Raw genomic sequence first — 17788 nt, 5'->3', positions numbered from 1 at the left:
CTCAAACCCCACTCTCTTCTAGTGTCATTAGATTCATCAATCGTTCTTGGTCTGCCTCTTCCCGTAACACTTCGCCCGTGAAGCGGCCTTCGTTCATCGTGTAGATCCGGTCGCACATGCCTAATAGTTCTGGTAACTCCGAGGAGATGATACAGATGGCTTTGCCAGCTGCTGCCATCTCTTCGATGATCGTATAGATTTCGTACTTCGCCCCGACATCGATCCCGCGGGTCGGTTCATCTAAAAATAAGATATCTGGTGTGGTCATCAGCCACTTTGCCAAAACGACTTTTTGCTGATTCCCACCACTCAAACTGCCAACGTTTTGATAGATTGAATTGGTTTTCGTCCGCATTTTTTTGCGAAATTCTTCTGCCATCGTGACTTCTTTTTCTTTATCGATGACCCCTTGGCGGCTGATTTTGGCAAGACTAGCGATGGTGGTGTTCTCGCGAATATCCATCAGCAGATTCAAGCCCAGCGCTTTTCTGTCTTCCGACACATAGGCTAACCCATTTTTGATGGCGGTTGGCACGTCTTTGACAGAAATCGGTTGGCCGTCTTTATAGACTTCCCCCGAAATCGAACTGCCGTAGGAATGACCGAAGACACTCATGGCAAACTCAGTCCGGCCAGCACCCATCAAACCGGCGATGCCGATGATCTCTCCTTTGCGGATCATCAAGTTCAAATTTTCATTCACCACACGGGTATGGTCGATTGGATGATGGACCGTCCAATTTTTGACTTCAAAAAACGGTTCACCAATAGTGGGTTTCCGCTCTGGGTAGCGATTGGTCAAATCTCGCCCAACCATGCCCCGAATGATACGCTCTTCAGAGATTTCGGCCCCGCTCAGCGTCTCGATCGTTTGCCCGTCTCGTAAAATCGTGATGCGATCCGCCACATTGACGATTTCATTCAGCTTGTGGGAGATGATGATCGAAGTGATCCCTTGGTTGCGAAACTCTTTGATCAGCTCTAACAGATTGGCACTTTCTTCTTCATTCAACGCTGCGGTTGGTTCATCTAAAATCAACAATCGGACGGATTTTGAAAATGCTTTGGCAATTTCCACCAGCTGTTGATGCCCGACACCGATTTGTGAAACCAGCGTATTCGGGTCTAATTTTAAGCCAACGATCTTTAAGAGATTGTCCGTTTTCTTTTCGGTCAGATCCCAATCAATAATGCCGTGCTTGGCTTGTTCATTTCCTAAAAAAATATTTTCTTTGATCGACAGGTAAGGACTTAAGGCTAACTCTTGATGAATAATAACGATTCCTTTGTCCTCGCTGTCCCGCAAATCTTTGAACTTGCATAACTCCCCTTCATAATAGATCTCTCCATCATAACTGCCGTAAGGATAGAGTCCGCTTAAGACATTCATCAGCGTGGACTTGCCAGCGCCATTTTCTCCACACAGTGCGTGGATCTCTCCTCGCTCGATCGAGAGGTTGACGTTATCAAGGGCGCGAACCCCTGAAAACTCTTTGACGATGCCTTTCATCATCAAAATATTATCTGCCATGTTCTTTCACCCTTTTCCTTTTTATGTAAAAGTGATGCGCTCCCTTTGTAAGAAAAGCGGAAAGAACGAATACTGGGGATGATTCGTTCTTCCCTGCTGCTTGAGGGGAAACTAGCATCTTTTCTCGCTGGATCTGCACTCCTTGCTTAAATGCCCAGCTCTTCTTCTGTATAGTAATCGGTATCGATCAATTCTTCTTTGTAGTTGTCGCTATCCACAGAAACAGGATTTGACAAGTAGGTTGGTACGACTTTGACGCCATTGTCATAGGTTTCAGTATCGTTGACCGGTACTTCCTCGCCATTGGTGATGGCTTCGATCATTTCGATCGTGTTTTTCGCTAACACCCGTGTATCTTTAAAAATCGTTTGGGTTTGTTCGCCCGCGATGATTGATTTCACTCCTGCCACCGTCGCATCTTGACCGGTGATCACAGGCAGTGGTTTATCAGAGGAACCATAGCCCACACCTTTAAGCGATGAGATGATTCCTAGGCTGATTGGATCATAAGGTGAAAGAACAGCATCCAATGTTTGATCCGTATAGTTGGCACTCAACAAATTGTCCATCCGAGCTTGCGCGGTTGAACCATCCCAACGCAAGGTAGCGATTTGGTTGAAGTTGGTTTGACCGGAAGGAACGACTAGCTGTCCGCTGTCAAAGTACTGTTGGAAAACCGAAAGGACCCCATTATAATTGATCAGTGCATTGTTATCATCTGGAGAACCGCCGAATAATTCAATGTTAAATGGTCCTTCACCATCTTTGAGGCCTAATTTGTCTTCAATATAAGACGCTTGCAGCACGCCGACCCCAAAATTATCAAAGGTGGCATAATAATCGACGTATTCCGAGTTCATCAGTAAACGGTCATAGGCGATGACTGTGATGTCTTCGTTATGGGCTTTTTCCAACACGTCCGTCAGTGCCGAACCATCGATCGAGGCGATCACTAAGGTATCAACGCCTTTGGTGATCATATTCTCAATTTGTGCCACTTGGTTTTCTACTTTGTCTTCTCCATATTGCAGGTCAGTTTTATAGCCGAGCTTCTCTAATTCTTCTACCATGTTGTCGCCATCTGCGATCCACCGTTCTGCCGATTTGGTCGGCATCGCGATCCCAACAAATCCTTTGTCTCCGTCACCGTTTGCCCAGCTGTCTGATCCATTCCCACAAGCTGCTAACAATCCGCCAACCAATAAGGTGGATGCTAGGACGACCAATTTACCAAAAGTACCTTTCATTGTGATCCCTCCATGTCTTTTTCTTACATTCTCAGTATAGCCAGTTAAGGAATCGCTTACATTTAGATTTTTTCGAGGTTTCTTGGATTTCTTGAGAAAAAACGACTCAGTTGCCCCCTTTTCTTTTCGTAATCTTGGATTTTTTAAGATTCCCTTGGTTTTTATTTGATTTGATATTTTGTGTAAAGCGCTTCCGTATTTTTTAGTAGAATAGACCATAGAGGTGAAAAAAATGAGGAATATAAAAATTGGGTTACTCCTTTGGTTGTGTTTGTCTTTCTTGGCTGGTTGCCAAGCAGTCAAAGAAACGACCGCTGAAACATCGGAAGAAAGTATCGTGATCGGTTTTTCTCAATCGGGAACAGAAAGCAGCTGGCGCAAGCGCCACACCGAATCGATTCGCACTGAATTAGAGAAGGAAGGCTATGAAGTGCTCTATCGTAACGGCTATATGAATCAAGAACGTCAGATTCAAGATATCCGCAGTTTTATCGTGTATCAAGTCGATGCCATCGTCTTTACCCCGATTCAGGAAAACAATTGGGAACCGATTTTGGAAGAAGCTGCGCAAGCGGGGATTCCCGTTTTCGTGGTGGACCGTCATGTCAACGTCAGCGATCCCTCCTTGTTTCTGACTCATATCGGGCCAAGCTTCAAAGCCGAGGGCAATCGTGCAGGTCTCTACGTCAGCAATTATTATAAAGAACATCAAAATGAAACGATCAATGTTTTAGAATTGACGGGACTGGATGCTACTTCTCCGACGTATTTGCGCTCAGAAGGGTTCCGAGAAACCATCAAGCGTGATTATGCCCACAACAATGTAACGATCCAAGTCAAAGATGAGCTAAATGGTGACTTCATTCGCCGCAAAGGCAAAGAAGTCATTGAACAATACATCGCAGAAGGCAAAATGGAGCAGATCGATGTCTTGTTCAGTCACAATGACGAGATGACTCTTGGCGCTCTTGAAGCCCTCGAAAAAACCGATATTGAGCCAGGGAAGGATTTGGTGATCGTATCGATCGATGCCCAAAAAGAAATGATCGACAAATTGAAGCAAGGGATCGTCAATTGTGTCGTTGAATGCAACCCAGATGCTGGTGTGTTCGTCAAAAATGCCATCTCGCGCTACTTGGCTCGCGGCGCCGATGCCATTCCTCGTGAAATCTATGTCCATGAAACAGTTTTTTCCAGTGATATGGACTTTGATCAGATTCCACCAAGAAATTATTGAGGAGATGAAGATGAAAACAAAAAGTATCAAGGGCATCTTCCAGCAGACCAACAAACTGATGATCCTCGTCGCCTTTATCCCCCTCGTAGTAAGCAGTGTCTTTTACTCGCGGCAGATTTTTATTTACCAAAACACCATCAACAATATTGAAGAAGCCAATCAATTATCGGAAAAAGTCGATGCCATTGTCTTGGAAGAAATGTGGGATTTAGTCTTTGGTCAAAAAACCGTCGCACAAGTCCAAGAAACCAATGTGATCGATGAACTAAGGAGCGATCTGCAGCACATTCAAGAAAATACCAGCACTGCCAAAGAGCTCAATATTTTAGCAGTCGCCTTTCGAACGCTCGATTCTTTAGAAACCTATCAGCAACAGTTGATCGATAATATTCTCAACGATGAACCGGTGGAACAAAACCAATACGTCATGATCCAAGTGGATTCGGTGATCGATTTGCTATCCGATATTTTGCAGCAGTTTGTCGGGGTAGAGATCAGCTTAGCCAGCCAAACCAATCACGAACTGGTCCAATCCGTGTTGCTGCTAATCCTTTTTCAGGTCGTGTTGCTTTTGATCATCTTTGCGATCATCAATAAAAACCGCCGCTTTGTTCGTGACAATCTGCAATACCCGCTGGATCGGTTGTTAGACCTTTCCAATGAACTATCCCAAGGACATTTGAGCTACCGAGCAGAACTGCCCGAAACCCCAGAGCTGCGGACTCTGACGAGTAGCTTGAATCGGATGGCAGATGACTTGACTCGGCTCTTGGAAGAAAATGCCTTGAAGCAGTATCACTTAGCCCAAAGTGAGGTGCGGGTCTTACAAGCCCAGATCACTCCACATTTCATCTATAATAGTTTAGATGCGATCGTTTCTTTGATTGAAGCTGCCCGTTACGAGCAAGCAACCGAAATGACTTATGCGCTGTCAGATTTTTTCCGCATCTCCTTAAGCAAAGGGCAAGACTGGATTCCGCTGGAAAAAGAATTGCGGCATGTGGACGATTACTTGAAGATTTTGCAGATCCGCTATGGCAGGATGCTGTCTTACACCATTGAAGATCAAACTGTCAGTCCAGAACTACAGGTTTTGAAAATGGTCCTGCAGCCCCTTGTTGAAAACGCCGTTTATCATGGCACCAAGTTTGTCCGTCGCGTCGGCATGATTCGAATCACAGTGTCAGAATTGCCTCACCAGATTCAAATGACCATCAGTGACAACGGTGTTGGGATCGACCCTGAGCGTCTGGAGGAGATTCGTCGTAACCTTAAAGAAACCACTGATCCCGCCTCTGAGAGCGGCTATGGCCTATATAACGTCTATCGCCGTCTCCAGCTGAACTACGGCAGCGAAGCGCAACTGACGATCCACAGTCAATACCAAGAAGGCACCACGATTAACGTCACAGTACCAAAAAGGGAGGAATCCAACCATGTACAAAGTGTTCATAGTTGAAGATGAACATCTGATTCGCGATAGTTTGCGCCACCAAATCATGACTCTCGCCAAACAATACCCGATCGTTTATAGCGATGAAGCCGCAGATGGCGAGTTGGCGCTGGCTTCGATCCTTGATCTGCGTCCTGATATTATTATCAGTGATATCAAAATGCCGTTTATGGACGGCTTGGTCTTTGCGAAAGAAGCCAAGAAATTATTGCCGCAAGTTCGCATTATTTTCGTTAGCGGCTTTGATGATTTTGACTATGCAAAAACGGCACTGCAGCTGCAAGCAGATGATTACTTGCTCAAGCCCATCAAAAACGAAGAATTAGAACAAGCCATCAAAACCGTCGTTCAACACTTAGATGAACAACAAGCCACTCATCAGCAATTATCCAAAGAAGACGATTTATTCGAAATGGAAATCAAAAAGAATCACTTTCTGAATCACCTCTTTAAACAAAAGATCACAATCTCAGAAGCCTTTTTGCAAGCAGAAGAACTGGGCCGACGCTTTTCAGGCAAACAGTTTTGTGTGCTGTTAGCAAAAACCCCCTTCAGTCAAAGCTTTTCTGACTACACTCGCTTTAGCCAGCAGCTGACCAAAGCCTATGAACAGGATGATGCCGTCTTGTTCTCCAGTGTGTCCAGCCGCTTCATCAAGTTTTTGCTTTTTGACCATGACCGAGAACAAGTTTTAGAAAAAGCCTATCAGATCGCTCAAAGCCTCGTTCATGGTTCTGGGGAAGAAGTAGCAGTGGCGATCGGACCGGTAGCAGATCGCTTCTCGGGTATCTCTCTTTCTTATCAGAAAGCTCGTGACATGCTAAAAACCTATGGCAGCATCCGCAAGGAAAAAATCATCAGCTATGAAGACGACATTCGCGAAGGGGAACTATCCCCCACCAATCCTTTCAAAACCGACCTTGCTTCAAGACTGGCAAATGCTGGGAAACAGACGATCCCTGAGCTGATCGCTGAATTGATGGCGCCTCAAGGAACCGTTGAGCGAACGCAAATGTACCGTTTGTTCGTCTTAGTCGAACTGCTGGCATTGTTGAAGAAAAAAGACAGTCATTCGCTGCCCCAGATCGTTCAGCACGCCCATGACTTAGACTATCTAGCGGCATTGACCCATGAGCCAGAGAACTATCAAACGACTCTGGCAGAACTGTTGCCATTATTAACCAAACAACCCATCAATCCTGCAATGGCGAAATATCAAAGCGTCATCAATCAAGCCAAAACCTTTATCAGTGAGCACTTTTCTGATCCCAATATTTCCTTAAATGTAGTTGCTGAAAAAGTTCATTTGAGTCCAGCACATTTCAGCACCATCTTCTCGCAAGCCACTGATTCTACGTTTATCGAATACTTGACCGAGCAACGGTTGACCTTAGCTAAGGAACTGCTGTTAACGACCAATCTACGACTATCTGAGATCGCCTTTGATGTTGGCTACAATGACCCAAATTATTTTTCCTTTTTGTTCAAGAAGAAAGAAAAAATCTCACCGAAAGAATACCGTCAAAAAAATGCCTAAATGAGTGAAGGGATGCAAAAAAAGAGTGAGGGACAGCAAAATCGTCCTCACTCTTTTTCATTTTCTACCTCATGCAGTTATTTCTTCTCCATCGCAGCTTTTAAAGCAGCTGCTAATGGGCTTTCTTGCGGTTCTTCTTGATTGATTTTGTTCATCAAGCGGCGTTCTTCGTGTTTCGACAGCTTTTTGCTGCGTTCCTTTTTATCCGCCATTTTTTCGGTGGTCCCATCGAATTTACAGCGGAAATAGGCGCCGTTTTTGCCTTCAATGATCTCCATCTTTCGGTGGCATTGCGGGCAGCGTCGGTTTGAAACTTTCGGGTCTTTCCGACGACGGTACTTGCAGGTCCCACTGGAGCAAACATAGATCTTGCCATCACGGGTATTTTTCTCCCGCAAGGGTTCGCCGCATTCGGGACACCGTTTTTGGGTCAATGAGAAATCTTGGTACTTGCTTTCGCTTTGCTTGATTTCTTTGACCAGTTGTTTTGTGTCTGCTTCGATTTGTGCGAGGAAGGTTTGGGCAGAATAGGTGCCTTTCGCAATGGCTTCCAGTTCCTTCTCCCATTTTTCCGTCAATTCTGGTGTCACCAAGGATGGATTGACTAAGACTAACAGCTGCTTGCCTTTTGGCGATACTTGCAAGCCGCTTGGGGTCCGCTCCATCAGCTCAGATTTGATCAGCTTTTCAATGATCTCCGCACGGGTTGCCGGCGTACCAAGACTGTGTTTTTCCATTTTGCCTAAAAGAGTTCCTTCATTCAACGGTTTTGGTGGTGTAGTCAACTCTTTTTGGATGGTGAACTCAGGCTTGACGGTACTGCCTTTTTGCCAAGCCACATCACTGGTTTCTTCTTCAGAAGTCGTTTTCCACCCCGCTTCTAACACGGTATTGCGGTTGAATACAAAGGTTTCTGAACCAAAGGTCACGGTCACTTTCTGCTGCTGCTTTTTATGGGGTTTCGCAAAGAGCATTAAGAAACGACTAACGATCATTTGATAGATCCGTTGTTCATCGGTAGTTAATTTTTCATAACGTGCCCGCTGTTCCGTTGGCAATAAGGCATGGTGATCGGTAACTTTTTTATCATTGAAGACAGCTTGCTGCACTACTTGTCCGCCATTTTTCAAGTATCCTTTGACTTCTGGGGCAAAATCCGCAACTGCCTGCAGGCGTTCCTTCATGGTTGCCTTCATATCATTAGTCAAATACTTGGAATCCGTCCTTGGGTAAGTGACGATTTTATGGGTTTCATACAAGCTTTGAACAAGCGACAAGGTCTTCTTGGCTGAAAATCCATAACGCTGATTGGCTTCTCGTTGGATCTCGGTCAAATCATAAGGCAATGGCGCACTTTCTGTTTTGACCTTTTCTTCGATCGCTGTCACGCGACCATTTTGTTGACTCATTTGCTTGACCAATGCTTCGGCGTCGCTGCGTTCTTTTAGTTGATAGGGATTTTTTTGCTGCAGGCGGGCCTTGGCATCGCCTACGTTTAGGGTAATCACATGATAGGTTTGCGGACGGAAACTCTCGATCTGCATTTCCTGACTGCGCACCAAAGCTAAGGTAGGGGTTTGGACCCGACCCGCACTAAGATTGTCTTGATATTTGACCGTCAATGCCCGGGTGACATTCAACCCTACCAGCCAGTCGGCTTTTGCCCGCGCAAGGGCGGAGTAGTAAAGATTGTCGTAGTGCTTGGCTGACTGCAATTTTGCAAAGCCTTCTTTGATGGCTTTAGGGGTTTGCGAAGAAATCCACAAACGTTTGACTGGTTTGTCAAAACGAACCCACTCCAAAATCCAGCGAGCGACTAGCTCCCCTTCTCTTCCCGCATCGGTAGCGATCACGACTTCCCCGACATCTTTTCTTTGAGCCAGTTGTTTGATGGCTTTTAGTTGATGACCGGTTTTTGGTAACGGCTTGATCCCGATGGACTTAGGGATCATCGGTAACGTTTCCATCTGCCATGATGCCCACTCTTTGATTAAATCTTCAGGCATTTTCAAGCCCAATAAATGACCAAGGGCCCAAGTAACAATCGCCTTGGGTCCTTCGTAATAATTTTTATGTTTTTGCTCACAGCCCAAAACTTTGCTGAGGTCTTTGGCAACGCTTGGCTTTTCCGCTAGAATTAGTTGTTTCATAAAAATCTTTCCTGCTTTCATCGACGACTTGCTGATATTCTTTAAGCAATGCCAGTCCAATATATTGTTGGAGGTAATCGTCGCATTCTTCGCACCAGCGTTCGTCTTCTTCATTCCAAAAAGCCGTCATAAAGTTTGATTTTGCATTTATGTACGAATACTCTTCTCTGATTTCTTGCCATTTTTGTTCATAAAATGACTGCGCCTCGCTGAAAGTTGCAAATGTGAACGCCTCTTGAATATCTGACTGCCATCCCTCAAAAAACCACCACGGTTCATTGTCCCCATACATGACTACTACTTGATACATTCCATTGCTCCTTTCACGATTCCTTCCCCATATTAGTCACTTTTACTTAAACTTGCAAGGAATAAGTTTCAGCATTTAAACATTGCTTTAAAAATTCATTAAACCCTCGTTTTTTTTGTACGATTTATCGGTTGTTTAAGATTACATCATTTCTATGCCCCTATAGTCTAGCACAGATGTTTCCTGTTGTGAATATAACATCAAAAGATTAAAAAAATATCAAACAAGATTTATTTTAACCTCGTAAAAAAAATTTGTCTGCGATGGATATGCTACAATAATGACAACCATGAAATTGCCAGGAGGTGCCCTATGTATCTCGAACAAATCACTTTTCCCGATCAAGAGACCGAGTTTGATTTTTTCCTTTCCATCAAACGAACCGTTTATGATTCTTACTACCCTTTTCAGATTCTCAGTGCCCGCCTTTTTCAGCAGATCGATTTTGAACCGGTCACGATCTTATATGGCGGCAATGGTTCTGGCAAAACCACCGCATTGAACGTGATTGCCGAAAAGATCCACGCGCAGCGCTTTGCTGCGTATAATCGCTCGAATTTTTTCGAGGACTACTTAGCCTACTGTACTACTGGCAGCATCGACGAACCGCAAGAAAAAGTACTTTTGACCAGCGATGATGTCTTTGATTACATGCTGGCTATTCGAAACTTGAATCAAGGGATCGATCATCGCCGAGAAGAAGTATTCCAAGAATACTACCAAGCAAAGTATGCAGACTTTCGTTTCACGGGTTTTGACGATTACCATGAATTGAAGAAAATCAATCTTGCACGATCCAACACACAGTCCAAATTCACCCGCAAGCACTTGATCGACAATGTCCGAGAATATTCCAATGGTGAAAGTGCCTTTCGCTTCTTTCAAGAAAAGATTCGTCCCAACAGCCTTTACTTATTAGATGAACCAGAAAATTCTCTTTCTGCTGAGCGTCAGCTGGAACTGGTGCAGTTACTGGAAGATTTTGTCCGCTATGAACAGTGTCAATTCATTATTGCTACCCATAGTCCTTTCGTTTTATCTTTAAAGGAAGCCAAAATCTATGATTTGGATCAAACACCTGTCGATGTTCGGAAGTGGACGCAGTTAGCTAATGTCCAGCAGTATTACCGCTTTTTTCAAGCACATCAAGCCGAATTTGATGATCGATCATGACCAAAGCAAACCATTTTCCGTCAAAGATTTCTTTTGGCATTTTTTTCCGCTACACTCACACAAAGACCAAAATCAAACTGATCAGAGCAATATAGAAGGCGACCACTCCCGCAATTTTGTCCCACTTGACTTCTGCTTGGTTATACTGATCGGAATGCTCCGCAATCTGAGCGGACAAAAAGTAGAACTTTTTAAAAACAAGCAAATACCCTGCTAAACCAAATAGTACGGCTAAGGCAAGTTGGTTGATTTGGCTTGAAATGACCTGATTCTGATGAAGCATTACCAACCCTACGGCACTAACCTCCCCTCATTTCATGAGGTTGGCTCTTGTACGATTCATGCACCTCCCCCTTTCTTTCAAAAATGCCAATACATCAAAAACATTCATTTTCTGACTAAATTATAGCATATTTTGAATAAAAAAATAAAATCCAAGAACTCGTAAACGAATGTTCTTGGATTTTTATCAATCGAAAAAGATGATTACTTGCTGGCTAATCACCACCAGCAAAAATTTCTTCTTTATTATAAATCGGTGTATGTTTTTTCAAGTCTTCAAGTGTTCCTACTTGTCTCCCTTTGGAGTAAAAACCATCTAACAAGCCTAAAGATTGAAAAATCGTTTGCTTATAGGCAATTTCCGCATTCCATTCCGTGGTATCTAGTATTTGCAAAGCTTTATGGATTGCTTCGATGCCAGATGCTCCTGGCGCACTGATCAGTACCCCATGACTGTTGAGGAGCAACATATTCGGTAAGGCGAGTTGTTCTTTTTTCATGTAATCAGAAACTAATTCTGCTAATTCTGGTGAGCAATTAGGTTCAAAGTCTAGTACAGGAATATAGCCAATTTTTTGGGTCGCTTCTGTTAAGTTAGGCATATCCAATCCAGCGGTTGCCCAAAACATCGAGTGAGGAGAATGGGCATGTAAGACTGCTTTTATCGCTGGATTCGTATCATAAACCGCTTCGTGTAAGTTGATTTCTCGTGTCAGCTGACCAACCCCATCAATCACTGTTCTCGTATGAGGCTCAACGACTAAAATCTGGGCTGGTGAGACCTCTCCTAAATAGGCTTCTGACATCATAGTTGGTGTCATAATAATGTATTCTTTTCCAGTTTCATCGGTTGTTTTAAAAGAAAAATTACCGCCTGCAACATTTGTATTCTTCCGGGTAAAAATCAATTTTACGATTCGTGCTAAATCTTCCCGTTCTCTTTCAAAAATCATCCGTCCATCTGACATATTCAAGACCACCTTTTTTATTTTTCAAACGTTTTGTTGCGTAAGATTGTTTGTACAGCTCCCCTTACTTTAGCTGCTTCTTCCTCTTTTTTCTTTTTCCGTTCATCGTATTCTTTAAAAAGTACTGGACTGCCATATTTGTATACACAGACTGCTAGACCAATCGCTACGACATTAAATAGGTACTGTTGTGTCACCAAAGCTAAGAGATAGCAGCCAATTGCTAGAAAAAGAAGCAATTGCCATTTTATTTTTTCGCTCTTTCCCATTCCTGTCGTCCTTTCCTTTTTGAAAATATTAGCCATTCGTCGCACGTACTTGCGTCGATGGGGTCCCTTGTTCTTCATATCTTTGACTTGGTACCTTTACCTTATTCATATATTTATACAACCAGACAAACATTGCGATAAACACAACGGAACCGACGATACCCAAGATATTTCCTTTAAACGCTTCTGCAAATAAAATTCGAAATTCCGGTCCTTCGATCGAAGACCAAGTGATTTGCTGCCCTTTTTGTATTCCTTCTACTGCGCCGGTTCGATCTGCTAAGCCCGTTAGGATCGGCGTCAAATACGTAGCTGCATATAGATAGATTGGCATCGAAATAACCCCCATGATCAGCATACGAACCAAGTTTCCGCCGGTGAGCAATAATCCACCTACTGCGATCGAATAGTTAATGATTCCTGCTAAAGGCAACACAGCATTTCCCGGCAAGATGATAGCATAGCCAATAAAGACAGGTACCAACAAGATAGCAGCGACCCAAATCTCAGAGCGACCAGCTAATACGGGCCAATCTAACCCAATGTAAACTTCCCGATCTTTAAAGCGTTTTTTCATCATTTCCGACATTGCATCAGCCAGTGGTGAAAGAGACTGCATAAACATTTTTGAGATCATTGGGAACAAAGCCATTGCAGTCGCGATTTGAATAGCTAAGTTCAATGAGCCTGACACGCCATAAGCTGCAGCTAATCCCAAGCCCAAACCAATGAGAAAGCCCATCACGGAATTTTCAGAGAAGATACCGATTTTCTTTTTTAAGGCTTTGGTATCGGCCCGTCGATTAAAGAAAGGAATTTTATCCATAATCACATTGATCGGTAATAAAAGCACTGCTGAAATATTCATCAAGTGGGTCACTGTTACTAAAGGAATACCAGTCAAATCCTCAATGTGGCGTTGGAACATATCCCCCATTTTAAGTTCCAAGATAACCTGTACGATGGCGGTGATAAACCCAGCAAGTAAACTTCCACTGATAAAGTAGACCAGATAGGCAGTCAGCGCTTTGCCCCATACATTCCACATATCGACATTCAACGTCTTGGTCCAGTTCAAAATCAACATGACAAAATTCACGCCAAGAACGACGGCAAAGAAAACAAATGCATAGGACCATGACCAGGTGATACTTGCCGCTCCTGTCCACCCTAAATCTAGCGCAGGCAAGTTCAAGCCAGTGTTTTTTGCCAATGCTTCGGAAGCTGGACTAACTGCATTTGACATAAAGCCAATGACCATAGACATCCCAGTAAAAGCAATACCTAACGTGATTGCAGACATAAAGGCTTTTTTGAATTTCATCCCTGCAACCAAGCCTAGGATTAAAATGATTAGCGGCACAAAAATAGCGGAACCTAAACCTAAGATATAATTGATAATGTCTTGAAATACTTGCATTTTTTTCACTTCTTTCTTTTGATAGGATGTTTTGTACTAGCCAATCAATTCTTTGATTTCTTCATAAATCGTATCCATACCCATACCGGTAAGAAACGGAATCCCAGCAAAAACGTGTACACCTAGCTCAGCGGCTTTTTCCAATACTTCATCATCTGGCTGAGCAACATACACATAAATTCCTGTCGACGGCAATTCATTTTGGATCGACTTGTAATCAACTGCTTCAACGGGGAAATCGATTCCGTCATCTTCAAGCATTCCAGCAATTTTACTTGCGATCGTTTGACTTGTTGCAACCCCACTTCCACATGCTACGATCAATCTTCTTTTCATCTTAAATTCCTCCAAAAATTTTATTTTGTATACTGTGTAACTAGCTGATAAATTGCCTGCACTTCTTGTGTTTCAATGAATGCCTTTACAAATCCTTCATCCATAAATAATGCCATTAACGATTGCAGTAAGCCGACTTGCTCTTTTGGTTCTTTGATTCCTAGAAAAAAGAGATCCTTGACCTGCATTTCTTGACTGTCGCCCATTTGCTTCATCTTCACCTCGTTTTTCAGACGCACGATCGCAATAAAAGGCTTTTCGACATACGCTGGTTCTGAATGAGGCAAGCCAATATTCAAATACTGTGTAATCAGTCCAGTTGGAAAAGCTTGTTCTCTTGCTAGTAATCCTTCTACATACTGTTCATTCACAAAACCTTGTTGCTGTAATCGTTTTGCTATTTCTTCAAATAGTTCTTTCAACTCCTCTCCTTCCACATCGAGAAAAATTAGCCTTTCATCAAACATGCTCGTATAGCCCACCTATTCTTCCTCCTTGTTCAACTCAAATGATAAATATTGTTAAAGTTTGTTACAATATGTTTTACAATGTAAATATACAATAGTTAATTTTTCTTATCAACGCTTTCTTTTGGTATTTTTTTCAAACTGATTCCTTTCACCAATACACGAAACTATCAAACTTTAACAAAGATGAACATTTTCCCTTGCTTTTTCCAAAAGTAAATGCTATTAATTAATGTATAAAGAACATCGATAAAAAAGAAACTTAAAAAAATCGTTAATCAACCAGAGGTGAAACTATGTTAAAGAAAGAACGGCAAGAAAAAATTCTAGCGCTAGTGAATCAGCACGATTACTTATCCATTGCAGAAATAGCCAAAACATTAGACGTTTCCGATATGACCATTCGTAGAGATATTACAGAGTTAGCGAATCAATCTTTATTGGTAAAAATCTATGGTGGCGCCCAAAAACTCGAAAAAATCGAACACGAGCTTTCTACTCAAGAAAAAATCGATACGAACGTTGCCGAAAAGAAATTCATCGGAAAAGTAATGAACAGTATCATATCAGACAACGATACTATCTATATCGGTGCGGGAACTACGATGCTCCACGCTTTACCTGAACTAAAAAAAGCAAACTTATTCGTGATCACAAATAGTTTACTTGCTTTTAATTATTTGATTTACAACACAGACTATCGTGTCTTATTGACCGGTGGAGAATTTTCCCGCACGACGGAAGAATTTTATGGGGAAACAGCAGAGAAGAGTTTTGAAAATTTAAATATCGATATCGCTTTTGCTGCTACAAATGGGATCTTTGAAAATAATATCACCACTGCAAATCTTGTTGAAGGTTCGATTCAACGAGTCGCATTCAAACATTCCCGCAAAAAATGCATCGTTGCAGATAGTTCCAAGTTTAATCGCTCTGACGTTTATACCTTCTACTCGCTTTCAGATATCGACTATTTGATCACTGATGATAAACTTTCTGAGACTACTTTTGACTATTATCGTTCCTTTACAGAGATCCTCAAGGAGGAACAAAAATGATTTTAACCATCACAATGAACCCTTCCATGGACTACAACTATCTTGTTCCTTCGCTAAAATTGGATCAAGTAAATCGGGTAGATAACCCACATACATCAATTGGAGGAAAAGGCATCAATGCTGGCAGAGTCATCGCACAATCTGGGGAAGCCGTTTTATTGACAGGTATTTTAGGTGGACCTGTAGGCAAAACGATCCTTGATTCTTTACTAGCTGAAGAACGTTATGTATTGGATTTCCTCACCATCGACGGCAATTCTCGCAATGCGATCACGATCATGCATGACGGTAACACTCATACTGAGCTAGTAGAAAAAGGACTTTATCTGTCGGAGGAAAACGAACAACTTTTTTACCAACACCTTGCAGCAATAATTAAACAACACCCCATCACGGTCGTCTGTATTTCTGGATCAGTAAATTCTGATAATGGACACTTTCACGATCAGTTGCTTCAATTCATCCGTCAATCATTAGGTGAACAAGTCCCGATCCTCATGGATATAGCTGGGGAACAACTAAAAAATTGTTTGACTCAAACGAATGCTCGTCCGAATTTTATTAAACCAAATCAACAGGAATTAGAAGAACTAATGGGTCAAAAATTGCATTCATCGCAAGACATTTTCTCTGTCTTAGAGAGCACTCTTTTCGAAGGGATCGACACCGTCATGGTTTCTCAAGGCGGCGATGGGGCAATCGTTAAACACCAGTCGACTTTTTTTAAGATCGAGATCCCTAAAATCGCCATCGTTAATACGACTGGCTGTGGCGATTCAACCGTTGGTGGTATGGCTGTTGCAATGAATAAACAGTATCCAATGGAACAAGCATTGACCTATTCTATGGCTTGTGGCATGTCTAATGCGCTTTCGAAAACAAACGGTACGATCGATCCTGCACAAGTCGCTGCATTTAGCGAAAAGATCCACCTTTTCAAGATCAAAGAATAAACGGCTACCTATTTTTTTGGTTCTCTTGATTACGCAAAACATTCGTTGGTACAAAGAAAAAAAGCCCTAGCTAAGTGCAACTGATTGGTTCAGTGTTCTTAGCTAGGGCTGATTTTGTTAGTGGTTAAACATATTGTAATTCTTTGGCTTCTTTGTAGGCTGCATCGATCAAACCGCCGCCCAAGCATTCCATCCCGTCATAAAAAACGACTGCTTGTCCAGGAGTGATGGCGCGTACTGGTTCGTCAAAAATCACTTCTGCCCGATCTCCATCTAATAGACGCACCGTTACTGGTACATCTTGTTGACGGTAGCGGAATTTTGCTGTGCATGAAAATTCCGTTCCGCGGTCTTGTTCTGTAGTAAAGTGGATTTGGCTTGCTTCCAAGCGATCTGCATACAATGCGGGGTGATGGAATCCTTGCCCCACATACAAAGTGTTGGTTGCTAAGTCTTTTCCTACGACAAACCATGGTTCTTGAGTGGCACCGCCGCCGCCAATGCCTAAGCCTTGACGTTGTCCGATGGTGTAGTACATCAAGCCATCGTGTTGTCCTTTGACTTCGCCATCTAATGTAACCATATTGCCTTTTTTCGCTGGCAAGTAATTACTCAAAAATTGTTTGAAATTCTTTTCTCCGATAAAGCAGACACCCGTGGAATCTTTTTTCTTGGCTGTTGCTAGACCTGCCCGTTCAGCGATCGCTCGTACTTCTGATTTTTCCATGCCGCCTAGTGGGAACATGGTTTTGCTCAATTGTTCTTGTGACAATTGGCTTAAGAAATACGTTTGATCTTTGTTGTTATCCACGCCTCGCAACATATGAGTTACGCCGTTTTCATCAACGGTCACTTGCGCATAATGGCCGGTTGCTACATAGTCGGCACCAAGATCCATCGCATAATCCAAAAAGGCTTTGAACTTGATTTCCTTGTTACACATGACATCTGGATTAGGTGTCCGTCCGGCACGGTATTCTGCAAGGAAATATTCAAATACACGGTCCCAATATTCTTTTTCGAAATTCACTGAATAATAAGGAATCCCGATTTGCGCAGCCACTTTGGCTACGTCTTTGTAGTCTTCTGTTGCGGTACAAACACCGTTTTCATCGGTATCATCCCAATTTTTCATAAAGATCCCGACAACATCATACCCTTGTTCTTTCAGCAAAAGTGCTGTTACTGACGAGTCTACCCCGCCACTCATTCCAACCACCACCCGGGTGTTTTCGTTAGACATGATTGTTTCACCATCATTTCAATTATAGATTCTGAAATCATCTACGATTTGAAGGTCGCAACTTTTCAGTAATTTGCATTATACAACAAAACACAAAAAACTTCACTGTTTGCTGTCTTTTCTTAAAAATTCCTTTTTTAGAAAAGACATCTGG

General features: G+C 42.7%; 17 protein-coding genes. 6 read left to right on the top strand and 11 right to left on the bottom strand.

All coding sequences use genetic code 11. The annotated features are described in order from the left end of the window. Position 1 precedes the first annotated feature (1 nt). Positions 2–1531: a multiple monosaccharide ABC transporter ATP-binding protein gene (gene mmsA / locus IGJ12_RS02135; RefSeq protein WP_061053686.1), complete on the bottom strand. Its 1530-nt coding sequence runs from the start codon at positions 1529–1531 to the stop codon at positions 2–4. A 146-nt stretch (positions 1532–1677) separates the two neighbouring features. Further along, complete coding sequence (gene chvE / locus IGJ12_RS02130) at positions 1678–2778, bottom strand: multiple monosaccharide ABC transporter substrate-binding protein (protein ID WP_430619292.1); 1101 nt, start codon at positions 2776–2778, stop codon at positions 1678–1680. A gap of 232 nt (positions 2779–3010) precedes the next feature. Here chvE and IGJ12_RS02125 point away from each other — a divergent pair, with 232 nt between their 5' ends. Genes IGJ12_RS02125 through IGJ12_RS02115 form a run of 3 tightly spaced genes read left to right on the top strand, consistent with a single transcriptional unit; the run spans position 3011 to position 7005 of the window. Continuing rightward, complete coding sequence (locus IGJ12_RS02125) at positions 3011–4015, top strand: ABC transporter substrate-binding protein (RefSeq protein ID WP_008376147.1); 1005 nt, start codon at positions 3011–3013, stop codon at positions 4013–4015. A 10-nt stretch (positions 4016–4025) separates the two neighbouring features. Beyond that, the gene (locus IGJ12_RS02120) at positions 4026–5474 is read left to right on the top strand and encodes a sensor histidine kinase (protein ID WP_008376148.1); all 1449 of its coding nucleotides are present in this window, start codon (positions 4026–4028) and stop codon (positions 5472–5474) included. After that, positions 5452–7005 carry a response regulator gene (locus IGJ12_RS02115; protein ID WP_430619291.1) on the top strand — a complete coding sequence of 518 codons (1554 nt, stop codon included), beginning with the start codon at positions 5452–5454 and terminating at the stop codon, positions 7003–7005. The genes IGJ12_RS02120 and IGJ12_RS02115 overlap by 23 nt, the downstream gene beginning before the upstream one ends. A gap of 77 nt (positions 7006–7082) precedes the next feature. On the opposite strand, the gene IGJ12_RS02110 is transcribed toward IGJ12_RS02115, so the two are convergent. Further along, positions 7083–9155, bottom strand: a complete 2073-nt coding sequence (locus IGJ12_RS02110; protein WP_430619290.1) for a DNA topoisomerase III — start codon at positions 9153–9155, stop codon at positions 7083–7085. Beyond that, on the bottom strand, positions 9088–9465 hold the full coding sequence (locus IGJ12_RS02105; protein ID WP_005227251.1) for a DUF1033 family protein: 378 nt from the start codon (positions 9463–9465) through the stop codon (positions 9088–9090). Before IGJ12_RS02105 ends, IGJ12_RS02110 begins: the two co-directional genes overlap by 68 nt. Before the next feature lie 312 nt (positions 9466–9777). Here IGJ12_RS02105 and IGJ12_RS02100 point away from each other — a divergent pair, with 312 nt between their 5' ends. Then, positions 9778–10638, top strand: coding sequence for an AAA family ATPase (locus IGJ12_RS02100; RefSeq protein ID WP_016611423.1), 861 nt, complete (start codon positions 9778–9780; stop codon positions 10636–10638). A 55-nt stretch (positions 10639–10693) separates the two neighbouring features. On the opposite strand, the gene IGJ12_RS02095 is transcribed toward IGJ12_RS02100, so the two are convergent. From IGJ12_RS02095 to IGJ12_RS02070, 6 genes are all read right to left on the bottom strand, one after another. Further along, complete coding sequence (locus tag IGJ12_RS02095) at positions 10694–10921, bottom strand: hypothetical protein (protein WP_254907472.1); 228 nt, start codon at positions 10919–10921, stop codon at positions 10694–10696. A 214-nt stretch (positions 10922–11135) separates the two neighbouring features. Further along, positions 11136–11888: a class II aldolase/adducin family protein gene (locus tag IGJ12_RS02090; RefSeq protein WP_061053679.1), complete on the bottom strand. Its 753-nt coding sequence runs from the start codon at positions 11886–11888 to the stop codon at positions 11136–11138. A gap of 17 nt (positions 11889–11905) precedes the next feature. Further along, on the bottom strand, positions 11906–12157 hold the full coding sequence (locus IGJ12_RS02085) for a hypothetical protein (protein WP_061053678.1): 252 nt from the start codon (positions 12155–12157) through the stop codon (positions 11906–11908). 28 nt (positions 12158–12185) lie between these two features. Further along, complete coding sequence (locus IGJ12_RS02080) at positions 12186–13577, bottom strand: PTS galactitol transporter subunit IIC (protein ID WP_430619289.1); 1392 nt, start codon at positions 13575–13577, stop codon at positions 12186–12188. 36 nt (positions 13578–13613) lie between these two features. After that, on the bottom strand, positions 13614–13913 hold the full coding sequence (locus IGJ12_RS02075; RefSeq protein ID WP_005227245.1) for a PTS sugar transporter subunit IIB: 300 nt from the start codon (positions 13911–13913) through the stop codon (positions 13614–13616). Between the two features lie 20 nt (positions 13914–13933). After that, on the bottom strand, positions 13934–14395 hold the full coding sequence (locus IGJ12_RS02070) for a PTS sugar transporter subunit IIA (protein WP_008376156.1): 462 nt from the start codon (positions 14393–14395) through the stop codon (positions 13934–13936). 281 nt (positions 14396–14676) lie between these two features. Between IGJ12_RS02070 and IGJ12_RS02065 the strand changes: the two genes are divergently transcribed. Both IGJ12_RS02065 and IGJ12_RS02060 read left to right on the top strand, forming a co-directional pair. Beyond that, on the top strand, positions 14677–15438 hold the full coding sequence (locus IGJ12_RS02065; protein ID WP_008376158.1) for a DeoR/GlpR family DNA-binding transcription regulator: 762 nt from the start codon (positions 14677–14679) through the stop codon (positions 15436–15438). Then, complete coding sequence (locus tag IGJ12_RS02060; RefSeq protein ID WP_008376159.1) at positions 15435–16391, top strand: 1-phosphofructokinase family hexose kinase; 957 nt, start codon at positions 15435–15437, stop codon at positions 16389–16391. Before IGJ12_RS02065 ends, IGJ12_RS02060 begins: the two co-directional genes overlap by 4 nt. A 124-nt stretch (positions 16392–16515) precedes the next feature. On the opposite strand, the gene mnmA is transcribed toward IGJ12_RS02060, so the two are convergent. Beyond that, the gene (gene mnmA / locus IGJ12_RS02055; protein ID WP_026008140.1) at positions 16516–17634 is read right to left on the bottom strand and encodes a tRNA 2-thiouridine(34) synthase MnmA; all 1119 of its coding nucleotides are present in this window, start codon (positions 17632–17634) and stop codon (positions 16516–16518) included. Positions 17635–17788 lie beyond the last annotated feature (154 nt).

This window comes from Enterococcus sp. DIV0802b, from assembly GCF_050543535.1.
Classification (GTDB): domain Bacteria; phylum Bacillota; class Bacilli; order Lactobacillales; family Enterococcaceae; genus Enterococcus_D; species Enterococcus_D entomosocium.
Note: the sequence above shows the minus strand (reverse complement) of the source record. Positions and strands in the feature narration are given on the sequence as shown.